Source organism: Bradyrhizobium sp. AZCC 1719, assembly GCF_036924525.1.
Classification (GTDB): domain Bacteria; phylum Pseudomonadota; class Alphaproteobacteria; order Rhizobiales; family Xanthobacteraceae; genus Bradyrhizobium.
Window position 1 is genome coordinate 1,503,681 of sequence record NZ_JAZHRU010000001.1, and the last position, 14,001, is coordinate 1,517,681.

A 14,001-nucleotide genomic window follows, 5' to 3' on the forward strand; every position below is an offset into this window, starting at 1 on the left:
CCGCCCGGCTTTTCCATCTCTGGCGGATATTGCAATGAAGGTCACCGTCGAACGCGCGCAACTGCTGAAATCGCTGGGTCACGTCCATCGCGTGGTCGAGCGCCGCAACACCATCCCGATCCTCGGCAATGTGCTGGTCCGCGCCGAAAACGCCAGGCTGTCGCTGAAGGCGACGGACCTCGATCTGGAGGTGACCGAAACGCTGGCGGCGGAGACCGGAACCGCCGGCTCCACCACCGTGCCGGCGCATATGTTCTATGACATCGTCCGCAAACTGCCCGACGGCGCGCAGATCGTGCTGGAAGCCGACGGCGACCGTTCGGTGATGGCCATCCGCGCCGGCCGCTCGCGCTTCACCCTGCAGACCCTGCCCGAAAGCGATTTCCCCGATCTCGCCGCCGGCGAGATGACGCATTCGTTCTCGCTCACGGCTGCCGGCGTCAAGCGCCTGATCGACCGTACGCAGTTTGCGATCTCGACCGAAGAGACCCGCTATTACCTCAACGGCATCTACCTGCACACGGCCGGCAGCGCCAAGGCCGCGACGCTGCGCGGGGTTGCGACCGACGGACATCGGCTGGCGCAGATCGATCTGGAGCTGCCCTCCGGCGCCACCGGCATGCCCGGCGTGATCGTGCCGCGCAAAACGGTGGGCGAGGTGCTGCGGCTGATCGAGGACAATGAAGCCGAAGTCAAAATCGAACTGTCGCAGGGCAAAATCCGCTTCACCCTCGGCAATGTGGTGCTGACCTCAAAGCTGATCGATGGAACCTTCCCGGATTATGGCCGCGTCATCCCGCAGAACAACGACAAGGAACTGATCGTCGACAAGAAGGATTTCGAGGCGGCGGTAGATCGCGTCTCGACCATTTCGAGCGAGCGCGGCAGGGCCGTAAAGCTGGCGCTGTCCGCCGGCAGGCTCGTGCTGTCGGTGACCAATCCGGATTCCGGCAGCGCCACCGAAGAACTCGAAGTCGAATACGCCTCCGACGCGCTCGATATCGGCTTCAACTCGCGCTACCTGCTCGACATCGCCGCCCAGATCGAAGGCGAAGTCGCCGTGCTCCGCCTCGCCGACCCCGGCTCGCCGACCCTGGTGCAGGACAAGGACAACAAGGGCGCACTCTACGTGCTGATGCCGATGCGGGTGTGACTGCGCCTCGCGAAACGGACACCGACCTTCCCTCTCCCCTTGTGGGAGAGGGTGGCGCCGAACAAAGTTCGGCGACGGGTGAGGGGTTCGCGCCGCATACACCAAGCCATAGGCCTGTCGCCAAGCGCATCCGCAGCTTCGCCAAGAAGATGCGTCACGAGCCCACCGATGCGGAATTAGCCATTTGGCGACTGCTTCGCGACCGGCGCCTCGCACGTTTCAAATTTCGACGGCAAGTTCCATTCGGAAACTTTATTCTCGATTTTGTCTGTTTCGAGAAGCGCCTGGTCATCGAAGTCGATGGAAGTCAGCACGCATCATCGACACGTGACGAAGCGAGGGAAGCGGTGTTGATCGCTGAAGGATTTCGAATTGCGCGCTACTGGAACAATGACGTGCTGCAACAACCCTCTGCCGTGTTGGAGGACATTTTCGTGAAGCTCGCCGAGCGGTAAGAACCCCTCACCCGTCGCCTCACTTCGTGAGGCGCCACCCTCTCCCACAAGGGGAGAGGGGAAGAAAGACCGACCTGACTCATCATGACCCCCTCCCGCATCCATCGCCTGTCGCTCACGCACTTCCGCAATTATCGCGCGGCGAGCGTGCAGGTGCGCGGCGATATGGTGGTGCTGGTGGGGCCGAACGGCGCCGGCAAGACCAATTGCCTCGAGGCGATCTCGTTTCTGTCGCCGGGTCGCGGCCTGCGGCGCGCGACGCTGGAGGATGTCGCCGACAATCAGGGCGACGGCTCCTGGGCGGTGTCGGCCGAGGTGGAGGGCGCGCTGGGGCTTGCCACGCTTGGCACCGGCATCGATGCACCGGGAACAGAGGCCTCGTCCAGCCGGCGCTGCCGGATCGACCGCGAGCCGGTGGGTTCGGCGGCCGCGTTTGGCGAACATTTGCGCATGGTGTGGCTGACGCCGGCGATGGACGGCCTTTTCCTTGGCGCGGCCTCGGAGCGGAGGCGCTTCTTCGACCGCCTGGTGCTGGCGATCGACAGCGAGCATTCCAGTCGCGTTTCCGCGCTGGAGCGCTCGCTGCGTTCGCGCAACCGCCTGCTCGAAGTGCGCAATTATGACGACCATTGGTGCGACGCGATCGAGCGCGAAACTGCCGAGCTGGCGGTTGCGGTTGCCGCCACGCGCGGCCAGACCGTGACGAGACTGGCGGCGATGCTGCGTGAACGTGGCGCGGCTTCGGCCTTTCCGTCGGCGCAGATCATGCTCGACGGCTGGATGGAGAATGCGCTGGTCAATGAATCCGCAACCGCCGTGGAGGATCGCTACCGCGAGATCCTGCGCGCCAGCCGCGCCCGCGACGCCGCCGCCGGCCGCACGCTGGACGGGCCCCATCTCACGGACTTGCAGGTGATCTACGCGCCAAAAAACATGCCGGCGCGCGACGCCTCCACCGGCGAGCAGAAGGCGCTGCTGATCGGGCTGGTGCTGGCCCATGCCACGCTGGTCGCCGAGATGACCGGGATCGTACCGTTACTCCTGCTCGACGAAGTCGTCGCACATCTTGATCCCGTCAGGCGCAAGGCGCTGTTCGATGAACTCGCAAAGCTCGGCGCACAAGTCTGGATGACCGGCGCAGATCCGGCAGCGTTCGTCGATATCGGAGCGACCGGCGAGATTTTTGACGTCGAGTCTGGTCGGGTGAGCCGCCGCGCCTAAAGGCTGTTCAACGCCTCTTACCCTCTGATGCCTGCCCGCCGAGCAAGCGATCGATGATCGATGCGATCAGGAATACCGACCCCTTTTCGGTCAGGTGGACCTGATCGCTCGCGGTCAAATCGCCTGCCGCATAGCCAATGCGCGTCAGGCAACCCTGCGCGTTGCAAAGGACGTCCGACGCCGAGATGAATTCCGCTCCGAGCGGCTCGAGCCTGGCGCGCATGATGGCATCGTAGGCGCTGGGCGGGATGCCGTTGGGCGAACGCTGCGGGATCAGCGTGCGATGGAGCATGAAGTATCGGAGCACTTCGGACGGAAGCCCGCGCCGCCACATCGGCACCCCACCGAGAACAACGACGCGGGCATTTGTCTCCCTCTTCAACGCGACCACCGTCTCGGCCACGTTATCGAGATGTTTTTCCCAGGTTCCGTGCAGCAATACGACGTCGGGCTTGATCTGCCGAGCGAGCGACAAGACCTTGTCATTCATCGCCCGGCAATTGGGCGTGCTCGCGATGTCGGCATTCAGCGCCGGAACGCAGGAACTGGAGGTGAGCTGCGCAATGCCGAAGCCTCGTGCCTCCTGTGCCTTGCGCAGTCCGGGCAACAGCGCGCCGGCGGTCGAGTCGCCCCATATCAGAACCAGCGGACGCCGATCACGCTCGATGCAGGTCTCGGCAAACGTCATTTCGCGGCTGAGATCAAGCAGGCATTCGTGAAACCGCCACTTGAAACTCTCCGTCGTCACGTTGGCCATCGCGCGGATTTCCGGTGGCAGCCGGGAATCGAAGCCGCGCCCCCAGATGACGGCAATGCCGGCGACTGCGATCATCGCCATGCCCGTCCCAAGCCCGAACATTTTGCGTCGGCTTGGGCAGCCGAAACGGAACGGCCTCTCGACAAACCGGTAGGTCGTCCAGGCCAGCAGCGCGCTCGCAAGCAGGATCAACTCACGCTCCGGCAAGGTCAGCGGACCGAATTTGATAATCCCGCCGAACACCAATAGCGGCCAGTGCCAGAGATAGAGCGGGTAGCTGATCAGCCCGATCCATACCAAAGGCGGGCTTGCGAGTACGGCCCGGTTCACCCAGGCCGCGGGCGATGACAGCAGAAGCGCGGTGCCGGCGACCGGCAACACCGCCCACCAGCCCGGAAAGGCGCGATGGCTGTCGAGGATCACGGCAGCTAGAGCGATCAGTGCCACGCCGATCCAGGCGCGCCAATCACTCGCTTTAACGCTGTGGCCGATCCTGTTCCAGCCGTACGCCAGCGCCGCTCCGGTGAGCAATTCGAACGCGCGCGTAAACGGCAGATAGAAGGTCGCAACGGGATTCGAGCCGATCAGCGCGACATTGAGCAGGAAAGACCCGATGCCGAGCACCACGGCCATCGCCATGATGCTCATTCGCAGCCGGGCTGCGAGCATCAGCAGCAGCGGCCAGAACAGATAAAACTGCTCCTCGATGCCGAGCGACCACAGGTGCAGCAGCGGCTTCTTGGCGGATTCGACATCGAAATAGCCGGAGTGCAGCAACAGCGCGATATTGGCCAAAAACGCCGCACTGGCGAAACTGTCGCTGCCGAGCTGTGCGAAGGCCGACGGCAGCATCCAGAACCAGCCCAGCACCAATGTCGCAGAGAGCACCACGATCAGCGCCGGGAAGATGCGCCGGATCCGCCGGTTGTAGAATCCGATCAGACTGAAGCGACCGAGTTCCAGTTCGCGCACGATGATTCCCGTGATCAGAAAGCCCGAGATCACGAAGAACACGTCGACGCCGATGAAGCCGCCCGGCATGGCGTCCGGGAATGCATGGAAATTCAGGACCAGCATCACGGCGATGGCCCGGAGGCCGTCGACATCCGGCCGATATTTTGGGGAAGACGAGGTCAATTGGAGAGCGAACCCAGGATCGCTGTGGACGGCGCACAACGACGACAAGCTGCCGCGCCGCCTTCTCTAGCAGGTCCGCAGCAGACTGCCATTTCCCATCGCGCGGCGTCCAAAAATCCGGCGATCGAGGGCGCAGAAGCAGCCCTCGAATCGCGCTTTTCGGGGCCTCCAGAATCGGCCCTTGGAGACCTTGAAAAAGGGTAAAAAACCACCATTTATTCAACAGCTTGCACACAGAGAGATTGCGCTAGGCGCGGTGCCTGTTTCATGGCACAAATAGATCAATCAGCGCCTCATATTGCGCAGCTGATTCGGGACATCCTCGAAGGCCTCACATGACAGAACCTGCCCGGCGGACCCCTGCCGACACTGAGCATCCCATTCCCGTTGAATATGGTGCGGAATCGATCCGGGTGTTGAAGGGCCTCGATGCCGTTCGCAAGCGGCCGGGCATGTATATCGGCGACACCGATGACGGTTCCGGCCTGCATCACATGGTCTACGAGGTCGTCGACAACGCCATCGACGAAGCGCTCGCGGGCCATGCGACGCGCGTCGACGTGCTCCTCAACGCGGACAATTCGGTGACCGTGCGCGACGACGGCCGCGGCATTCCCGTCGATATCCACAAGGGTGAAGGCATTTCCGCCGCCGAGGTCATCATGACCCAGCTCCACGCCGGCGGTAAGTTCGACCAGAATTCCTACAAGGTATCGGGCGGACTGCACGGCGTCGGCGTCTCCGTCGTCAACGCGCTGTCGAGCTCGCTGAAGCTCAGGGTCTGGCGCGACGACAAGGAGCACTTCGTCGAGTTCGCCCACGGCGACGCGCTGGCACCTTTGAAGGTGGTCGGCGAGGCCGAAGGCAAGCGCGGCACCGAGGTCACCTTCCTCGCCTCGGGCGAGACCTTCAAGAACATCGAGTATGATTTCGCGACGCTGGAGCACAGGCTGCGCGAGCTCGCGTTCCTCAATTCCGGCGTTCACATCATCCTCTCCGACATGCGTCACGCGGTCGAGAAGCGAGAGGAGATGTATTACAGCGGCGGCGTCGAGGAGTTCGTCAAATATCTCGACCGCAACAAGAAGGCGATCGTCCCAGCCCCGATCATGGTGCGGTCGGAATCCAACGGCATCGGCGTCGAGGCGGCGCTGTGGTGGAACGACAGCTACCATGAGAACGTTCTGTGCTTCACCAACAACATCCCACAGCGTGACGGTGGCACCCATCTCGCCGGTTTCCGCGGCGCGCTGACACGCCAGGTCAACGGCTATGCCGACGCCAACGCGAAGAAGGAAAAGATCGCGCTGACCGGCGATGATTGCCGCGAAGGCCTCACCGCCGTGCTGTCGGTGAAGGTGCCGGACCCGAAGTTTTCGTCGCAGACCAAGGACAAGCTGGTGTCCTCGGAAGTGCGTCCGGTGGTCGAGAACGTCATCAACGAGGCGCTGGCGGCGTGGTTCGAGGAGCACCCGGCTGAGGCCAAGGTCATCGTCGGCAAGGTGATCCAGGCGGCCGCCGCGCGCGAAGCCGCCCGCAAGGCGCGCGAACTGACGCGCAAGAGCCCGCTCAGCGTTTCCTCGCTGCCCGGCAAGCTCGCCGACTGCCAGGAGAAGGATCCGGCCAAGTCCGAACTGTTCATCGTCGAGGGCGACTCGGCCGGCGGCAGCGCCAAGCAGGGCCGCAACCGCGAATTCCAGGCGGTGCTGCCGCTGCGCGGCAAGATCCTCAATGTCGAGCGCGTCCGCACCGACAAGATGCTGTCGAGCGAGCAGATCGGCACGCTGATCACCGCGCTCGGCACCGGCATCAGTGACGATTTCTCCGCCGACAAGCTGCGCTATCACAAGATCATCGTGATGACGGACGCCGACGTCGACGGTGCCCACATCCGCACGCTGCTGCTCACCTTCTTCTACCGGCAGATGCGCGAATTGATCGACCGCGGCCACCTCTATATCGCGCAGCCGCCGCTCTACAAGGTGACGCGCGGCAAATCCGAGCAGTATCTGAAGGACGAGCGTGCGCTGGAGGATTATCTGATCGCGACCGGCCTCGATGACTGCGTGTTCAAGCCGGCGTCGGGTTCGGAACGCGGCGGGCGCGACCTGCTGTCGCTGGTGGAGGACGCGCGCGTCATCCGCGGCATCCTGAACAATCTGCACAGCCGTTATAACCGCAAGGTCGTCGAACAGGCGGCGATCGCGGGCGTGCTCAACCCGAGGATCACCGGCGACATCGCGACCGCCAATGCCGCCGCCGGCTACATCGCCAGGCGTCTCGATGCGCTGGCCGACGAGGTCGAGCGCGGCTGGATCGGCCGTTTCACTGAAGGCGAAGGTTTCTTCTTCGAGCGCACCATCCGCGGCGTCAAGGATGTCGCCATCATCGACGACGCCCTGCTCGGCTCCGCCGACGCCCGCAAGCTCGACGACTATGCCGTGAGACTTCAGGAGGCCTATCCGAACCCGACCGGGGTGTTGCGCCGCAAGGATACGGAAACCGCCGTTTATGGACCGGTCAGCCTATTCGAGGCGATAACCGACGCCGGCCGCAAGGGCGTGGCGTTGCAGCGCTACAAAGGCCTCGGCGAAATGAACCCGGACCAGCTCTGGGAAACCACGCTCGATACCAACGAACGCTCGCTGCTGCAGGTGAAGATCAAGGAGGTCGACGAGGCCGACGACATCTTCACCAAGCTGATGGGCGACGTCGTCGAACCTCGCCGCGAATTCATCCAGGATAATTCGCTCAGCGCCAATGTCGACGTGTGAGGCAGGACGCGTCCATGCCGCCCATTCAGTACATCGTTGAAGGCGGCCACCGTCTTTCGGGTACGATCGAGCCGTCCGGCAACAAGAATTCGGCGCTGCCGATCATCGCCGCCGCTCTGCTCACCGAGCATCCGGTCACGCTGGAAAACGTGCCGCGCATCCGCGACACTGAGACGCTTGTCGAACTGATCCGCTCGGTCGGCGCTTCCGCCGAATGGCAGGCGCGCAATACGCTTGCGATCCACGCCAAGGAGGTCCGCGCCGCCGATCTCGATCCCGAACTCTGCGCGCGGATCCGCGCCTCGATCCTGCTGGCCGGGCCACTATTGGCCCGCTGCGGCGAGGTGGCGCTACCGCCGCCCGGCGGCGACGTCATCGGACGCCGTCGTCTCGATACGCATTTCCTCGCCTTCGAGCAGTTAGGCGCCACCGTCACCGCCACACACCGGCTGGAATTCCGCGCCTCCCGCCTCGAGGGTGCCGACGTCTTTCTCGACGAGCCCAGCGTCACCGCAACCGAAAACGCACTCGTCGCAGCGGTCGCCGCTCACGGCACCACATACTTGCGCAACGCGGCCTCCGAGCCGCATGTGCAGGACCTCGCGCATTTCCTCGTGGCACTCGGCGCCAAGATCGAGGGCATCGGCACCAACACCATCATCGTGCACGGCCCGGCGACGCTTGGCGGCGCAAGCTATTCGATCCAGCCCGACCATATCGAAGTCGGCTCGCTGATCGGACTTGCCGCGGTGACGCGCTCGCCGCTGCGCATCGCCAAGGCTGGCGTCGAGCATCTGCGCTCCATCCGGATGGGCTTTGAGCGGCTCGGCATCGTCTGCGGCGTCGAGGGCGACGATCTCGTGGTGCCCTCAGGGCAGACCATGAAGATCCATGACGATTTCGGCGGCCATGTGCCGAAGCTGGAAGACCAGCCGTGGCCGGCCTTCCCGGCCGACCTGATGTCGATTGCGATCGTGACCGCGACGCAATGCGACGGCGTGATCCTGATGTTCGAAAAAATGTTCGAGTCGCGGATGTTCTTCGTCGACAAGCTGATCTCGATGGGCGCCCGCATCGTGCTGTGCGACCCGCATCGCGCGATCGTGGCCGGCCCGAGCCGGCTGCGCGGCGCGCCGATGACTTCCCCCGACATCCGCGCCGGCATGGCGATGCTGCTGGCGGCGGTCGCCGCCGAAGGCACATCAACGATCAACAACGCCGACCAGATCGAGCGCGGCTATGAGCGCATCGAGGAGCGGCTCAATGCGCTGGGCGCGCGAATCACCCGAGTTCCGGCACGCGACGGCCATTAGCCTGCAGACGCCGGCGTCACTTTTTCGACTTTCGCCGGTATTAATCTGCTGCCATGACCTCGCTCGAAAAAATCGAACGCGCAACCATTGCGCCGCCCGCCGCTGCGGCCGTGCCCGGCCGCCATCTCGCGATTGAGCTTGCCGAGACGCTGAAACTCGCGGTGCCGCTCGCACTGACGCAGCTCGGACAGATCGCGATGATGACGACCGATCTTGCGTTCATCGGTCGGCTCGGCAGCGAAACGGTGGCTGCGGCAGCCCTCGCCCACACGGTGTTCTTCGTTACCTTCACTTTCGGCATGGGCCTGGTATCGGCGGTCGCGCCGCTAGCGGCGCAGGCTTTCGGCGCTCGCGATCCGCGCATGGTACGGCGCGCGCTGCGCGTCGGCTTGTGGGCGGCGCTGTTAATCGCGCTGCCGCTGATGGCACTGCCATTCCGCGGCGAGGCGATCCTGATTGCGCTTGGCCAGGCGCCGACCGCCGCCGGGCCCGCGCAGCAATACCTGTTCGGCCTCGCCTGGGGCATCCTGCCGGCGCTGTGGTTTATCGCGATCCGCGGCTTCATGAGCGCGGTGAACCGGCCCGAGCCGGTGCTGTGGATCACGCTGGCCGCGATCCCGGCGAATGCGTTGCTGGTCTATCTGCTGCTCTATGGAAAATGGGGCCTGCCCGAACTCGGGCTGTTCGGCGCGGGTCTTGCGACCAGCATGGTCAATCTCGGCACGTTTCTCGCCGGGCTGTGGTTCACCGCGCTGCGCCAGCCGTTTCGAAAGTACCACGTGCTAGGTAACGTCTGGCGTATCGACTGGCCGTTAATGGCGAAGCTCGTGATCGTCGGCGCGCCGATCTCGATGGCGTTTCTGCTGGAATACGGGTTGTTCGGCGCTGCCGGCCTGCTGATGGGTCTGATCAGCACCACAGCACTAGCTGCGCACCAGATTGCACTACAAATCGCAGCTATCCTGTTCATGGTGCCGTTTGGAATCAGTATGGCAGCGACCGTCCGGGTTGGCCATGCAGTCGGGCGCCGCGACAGCGGCGCGGTCAGGCGCGCAGGCTACGTGGCGATACTTCTCGGCGCGGCGTTCATGGCCACGATGACACTCGCCGTGATCCTTGGACGGTTCCTGATTGCCGAGATATTCCTCGGCGAAGCCGTCGACGCGACCGCGACGCTGACGGCAACACTGCTGCTGATCGGCTCCACTTTCTTTGTCGCGGACGGTATCCAAACCATCGCCGCCGGTGCGCTACGCGGAATGAATGACACGCGCGTGCCGCTGCTATTCGCCACCTTCAGCTACTGGCTGATCGGCTTTACTTTCGCCTGCGCACTCGGGTTCTGGACATCGCTTGGCGCCAGCGGAGTCTGGATCGGATTGTCGATCGGCACCGTTGTCTTCGCCATTCTGCTCGTCTTGCGATTCCGGCTGCTGGCGAGCAGAATGGCGTCTCCATGACCGTCCGCGAAATCACGCCTGCCGTCGATGCCGGTGCGCTGCTGGCCGGCGCTCAGTTCGCCGACGCCTTCTGTATTGAAATCAGCGACCGCGATCTCGACGCCCGCCGTGCAGCAGAGCGGATGATGGCGCGTCAGCCCCGATGGGTCGAGGCGCTGTTATCGCTGCGCAATTTTTTGGTCGCGCCACTCGGGCTGAGAACGTCGGGTGACGATCCGAGCCACCCCCGCGACATGGTCGGAATTTTTCCGGTCGTGAGCGAAACGCCGGATCGCCTGATCGCCGGCTTCAACGACCGTCATCTCGACTTTCGCGTCGTGGTGGATGTGACGCCTCCCGGCGGCGTCAGGCAGGTCACCGCGACGACGCTGGTGCTGACACACAACTGGCTCGGCCGGACCTATCTCAAAATCATCATGCCGTTTCATCGTCTGATCGTGCCAACGCTGTTGCATCAGGTTGCTGCCGGCAGCCTGGACCGGATGTCCCGGTCTGGCGCAAGTAAAGCGAAGGTCTGACCCGCCGTAACGGACGTTGACGACGCCCCGGCTGCGCCGTACCTAACTCAAACGCAAGAACAACGAGGCAACGCCGTGGCCCACGAAACCGCAACGCTCGCAGCCTATGTCGCCGACCTCAAATTTGGAGATATTCCGCCCGAGGTGCTGGAGCGCGCCAAGGTGCTGACACTGGATTTCCTCGGGAGTGCGATCCGGGCGCGCCGCGATGCGGAATCCACGCCCTCGCTGCTGAAGATGCTGGAAGCGCTGGCGCTGGATGGCAAGGGCGAGGCCACCGTGTTCGGCGATGCGAAGACCTGGACGCCCGCGGTCGCCGCGCTGCTTAACGGCGCGCTCGGCCATTCCCTCGATTTCGACGACACGCATGCCGACTCCTCGCTGCACCCGAGCGCACCCGTGGTGCCGGCGGCGTTTGCGGTTGGCGAAATGGTCGGCGCATCCGGGCGCGACGTGCTGACTGCGATCGTGGCCGGCTATGAAGTGTGCTGCCGGCTCGGCAACGCGCTCGATCCGACCTCGCATTATGCGCGCGGCTTTCATCCAACCGCGACAGCGGGAACCTATGGCGCGGCAGCCGCGGCGGGGAAGCTGTTCGGCCTCTCGAAGGACCAGATCATCTCAGCCTTCGGCGTTTCCGGCAGCCAGGCCGCTGGCTCGCTGCAGTTCCTCGTCAACGGCGCCTGGAACAAGCGCTACCAGGTCGGCGCCGCCGCGATGAACGGTGTGATTGCCGCGACCCTGGCACGCAACAATTTTGTCGGCTCGACCGAGTCGGTCGAGGGCAAGCATGGCCTGCTCGTCGGCTACAGCGACGACGCCCATCCCGACAAGGCGACAGCCGGCCTCGGCACCACCTATGAAACGCTGCGGATCGGCGTGAAGCCTTATCCGAGCTGCCGCTATACCCATGCCGCGCTGGATGCGCTGATCGCGATGCGCAGGGAGCACAATCTGACGCCGGACCAGATCAAGCGGGTCGAGATTGGCCTGCACCGCAACGGCATCACGCTGACCGGCGACGCCGCCACCAAGCGGCATCCGACCTCGATCGTCGGTGGGCAATTCTCGATGTTCTTCACCGGCGCGCTGGCGCTCGACCAGGGCCGTTTCGGCTGGGACGATTACGAGCGGCTCGGCGATGCCGCCGTCAATGCGCTCGCGGATAAATTCGACGTGGTGCAGGACGATCGCCTCGAGATCGGTCGCACCCATCCCTTCGGCGCGCGCGTCTCGATCACCACCGACGATGGCATGCATGAGCGGCTCTATGCCGATCCCTCCGGCGAGCCGGATACGTTTCCGGACGCGCAGGCGATGCAGCAGAAATTCCTCACGCTCGCGCGCCCCGTGCTGAACGGCCGCGCCGACCAGCTCGCCGACGCGATCCTGTCGCTGGAGCGGTTCGACCGCGTCGAGAAGGCCACGCAGTTGGGACGGCAGTAGCTGAGCTAGCTTCAGCGTCGGCGGTGTTACCCTCCCCTTGAGGGGGAGGGTCGGCTCGCATGGAGCGCAGCGAAATGCGAGACGGGGTGGGGTGATCTCTCCGCTCGGGCACTGTTGGACGTGGAGAGACCGTCACCCCACCCCGCCGCTCATTTCATGAGCGCCGACCCTCCCCCTCCAGGGGAGGGTAGGCACCTCAATTCGCGCCCGCCAGCTTTCCTTTGCTCCCCGTCGCCGCGACCACATCTCGCACGAGCTCGAACACGCCGTCGGCTTCAGGCGGCCAATTCGGCGAGCGCCCGAGCCGGACGATCACCAGCCGTTCGGAGGGCACCACGATCACATATTGCCCGAGCGTGCCCTTGGCGTAGAACGCATCGCGCGGCCAGCCGCGCTCGGTGCGGTAGGTTGCGCCAAAACTGTCGCCGAGATTGGTCCAGAAGCCCGCGCCCTGGCCGACCCAGGCGTTCGGTGTCGGCGTCGCCGTATATTTCACCCAGCCTTCGGGGAGGATGCGTTTTCCACCGGCCATGCCGTCATCGAGATAGAGCTGGCCGAAGCGCGCCCAGTCGCGCGCACTCGCCAGCAACTGGCTCGATCCTTCCGCATTGCCCGAGGCGTCGAATTCGAGCGTCACGTGGCGCATGCCGAGCGGCGCGAACAACTCCTGCCGCGCGAAGCCGATCATATGGGCCGCGCTGCCGCCGATGGCCTGGCGGATCAGATGCGCGAGGATGATGGCGTTGCCGTCATGGTAGTTCCATGCCGCGCCCGGCGCTGACTCCAGCGGCCTGCTCACGGCGTAGGCCGCCATGTCAGGCTCCATGAACTTCATGCGATTGACCGGCTCGAGCGCGGACGCCAGCGAGGCCTGCAGCGAACTGCCGAGCTTTAGCCCCGCGGTGTGCCGCAGCAGATGATCGAGCGTGATGGCCCGCCTTGGATCACCAGGCTTTTGCCACGCGGCGATCGGCACCGGCTCATGCAGCTTCAGCGCGCGCTTGCGCACGAGGATGCCGGCGAGCGCCGATATGACCGACTTGGTGGCGGAGAAGCCAAGCAGCGGCGTGTCGATGCCGATGCCTTGGGCATAGCGTTCGGCAATGATACGGCCATCCTTCAGGATCACCATAGCGCGGGTGTTGCGCGGCGCCGACTTGTCCGGCCCGGCGAAGGCGCGGTCGAGTGCGAGAGCAAGTTGCGGCGTCTGCGGTTCGACAATGGCACGGCCAGCGATGTCGGGCAGCAGCGCCGGTTTGGTCTCCGACGGCGGCAACACAATCTCGGCCACGGCACCATCATGATCGAGATAACAGCCCAGACCTTCGCCGCGGTAGACGGCGCGGCTCCCGCCCATGCCGAACAGCGTCACGGTGACGTCCTTGCGCGCGCGGTCGAGGCGATAGTCGAGCGCCCAGGCGATCAGGCCGGCGCCCGGCATCGCGGACGTGGTCTCGGCGAATACCCGCGCCGGGTCGAGGCCGGAGACGAAGGTCTCGGTGCAGAGCACGCTGGCGACGAAGCCGGTCGCGACCTTCGGCACGTCGCGGGCGCGGGAGGCCGAGAGCGCGCTGAGCACCGTGGTGGCGGCGAGGATAAGGATGAGATTTCGTCTGGTCACAGAGGCCTCCGGCATGACGCATCAGCGCGTGCCGGGGATGTTGATGAAGCCGCCGCCGGCCGCTCGCCGGATTTGGAATGCGCGCTGGCCGAATGCTCAATCGCCTCGCCGATTCTGCAATTACACAGCAGTAACAATATGATGCG

General features: G+C 64.5%; 10 protein-coding genes. 8 read left to right on the forward strand and 2 right to left on the reverse strand.

Going from position 1 to position 14,001, the window contains the following annotated elements; all coding sequences use genetic code 11:
- Positions 1-34: 34 nt before the first annotated feature.
- The 3 genes from dnaN (at position 35) to recF (ending at position 2,829) form a co-directional block, all read left to right on the forward strand.
- The gene (gene dnaN, locus V1292_RS07245) at positions 35-1,153 is read left to right on the forward strand and encodes a DNA polymerase III subunit beta (protein WP_334371403.1); all 1,119 of its coding nucleotides are present in this window, start codon (positions 35-37) and stop codon (positions 1,151-1,153) included.
- 149 nt (positions 1,154-1,302) lie between these two features.
- A complete protein-coding gene (locus V1292_RS07250) occupies positions 1,303-1,608 on the forward strand; it encodes an endonuclease domain-containing protein (RefSeq protein ID WP_442894579.1) in 306 nt (101 codons plus the stop codon).
- Between the two features lie 84 nt (positions 1,609-1,692).
- Complete coding sequence (gene recF / locus V1292_RS07255; protein WP_334371405.1) at positions 1,693-2,829, forward strand: DNA replication/repair protein RecF; 1,137 nt, start codon at positions 1,693-1,695, stop codon at positions 2,827-2,829.
- Between the two features lie 7 nt (positions 2,830-2,836).
- Here recF and V1292_RS07260 read toward each other — a convergent pair whose 3' ends face one another.
- Positions 2,837-4,723: an acyltransferase family protein gene (locus V1292_RS07260; RefSeq protein ID WP_334371407.1), complete on the reverse strand. Its 1,887-nt coding sequence runs from the start codon at positions 4,721-4,723 to the stop codon at positions 2,837-2,839.
- 335 nt (positions 4,724-5,058) lie between these two features.
- On the opposite strand from V1292_RS07260, the gene gyrB reads away from it, so the two are divergent.
- From gyrB to V1292_RS07285, 5 genes are all read left to right on the forward strand, one after another.
- Positions 5,059-7,497 (forward strand): DNA topoisomerase (ATP-hydrolyzing) subunit B, encoded by a 2,439-nt coding sequence (gene gyrB / locus V1292_RS07265; protein ID WP_334371409.1) that lies wholly within the window; start codon positions 5,059-5,061, stop codon positions 7,495-7,497.
- A gap of 14 nt (positions 7,498-7,511) precedes the next feature.
- The gene (murA, locus tag V1292_RS07270) at positions 7,512-8,810 is read left to right on the forward strand and encodes a UDP-N-acetylglucosamine 1-carboxyvinyltransferase (protein ID WP_334371411.1); all 1,299 of its coding nucleotides are present in this window, start codon (positions 7,512-7,514) and stop codon (positions 8,808-8,810) included.
- Between the two features lie 53 nt (positions 8,811-8,863).
- Positions 8,864-10,270, forward strand: a complete 1,407-nt coding sequence (locus V1292_RS07275; RefSeq protein WP_334371413.1) for an MATE family efflux transporter — start codon at positions 8,864-8,866, stop codon at positions 10,268-10,270.
- Positions 10,267-10,788: a DUF2867 domain-containing protein gene (locus V1292_RS07280; protein WP_334371415.1), complete on the forward strand. Its 522-nt coding sequence runs from the start codon at positions 10,267-10,269 to the stop codon at positions 10,786-10,788. The genes V1292_RS07275 and V1292_RS07280 overlap by 4 nt, the downstream gene beginning before the upstream one ends.
- A gap of 75 nt (positions 10,789-10,863) precedes the next feature.
- Positions 10,864-12,234 (forward strand): MmgE/PrpD family protein, encoded by a 1,371-nt coding sequence (locus V1292_RS07285; protein ID WP_334371417.1) that lies wholly within the window; start codon positions 10,864-10,866, stop codon positions 12,232-12,234.
- Positions 12,235-12,430: 196 nt separating this feature from the next.
- On the opposite strand, the gene V1292_RS07290 is transcribed toward V1292_RS07285, so the two are convergent.
- Positions 12,431-13,855 carry a serine hydrolase domain-containing protein gene (locus tag V1292_RS07290; protein WP_334371419.1) on the reverse strand — a complete coding sequence of 475 codons (1,425 nt, stop codon included), beginning with the start codon at positions 13,853-13,855 and terminating at the stop codon, positions 12,431-12,433.
- Between the last annotated feature and the right edge of the window lie 146 nt (positions 13,856-14,001).

Coding starts and splice junctions, on each gene's coding strand:
- dnaN (WP_334371403.1), top strand. CDS start 35: ATGAAGGTCACCGTCGAACGCGCGCAACTGCTGAAATCGCTGGGTCAC.
- V1292_RS07250 (WP_442894579.1), top strand. CDS start 1,303: ATGCGTCACGAGCCCACCGATGCGGAATTAGCCATTTGGCGACTGCTT.
- recF (WP_334371405.1), top strand. CDS start 1,693: ATGACCCCCTCCCGCATCCATCGCCTGTCGCTCACGCACTTCCGCAAT.
- gyrB (WP_334371409.1), top strand. CDS start 5,059: ATGACAGAACCTGCCCGGCGGACCCCTGCCGACACTGAGCATCCCATT.
- murA (WP_334371411.1), top strand. CDS start 7,512: ATGCCGCCCATTCAGTACATCGTTGAAGGCGGCCACCGTCTTTCGGGT.
- V1292_RS07275 (WP_334371413.1), top strand. CDS start 8,864: ATGACCTCGCTCGAAAAAATCGAACGCGCAACCATTGCGCCGCCCGCC.
- V1292_RS07280 (WP_334371415.1), top strand. CDS start 10,267: ATGACCGTCCGCGAAATCACGCCTGCCGTCGATGCCGGTGCGCTGCTG.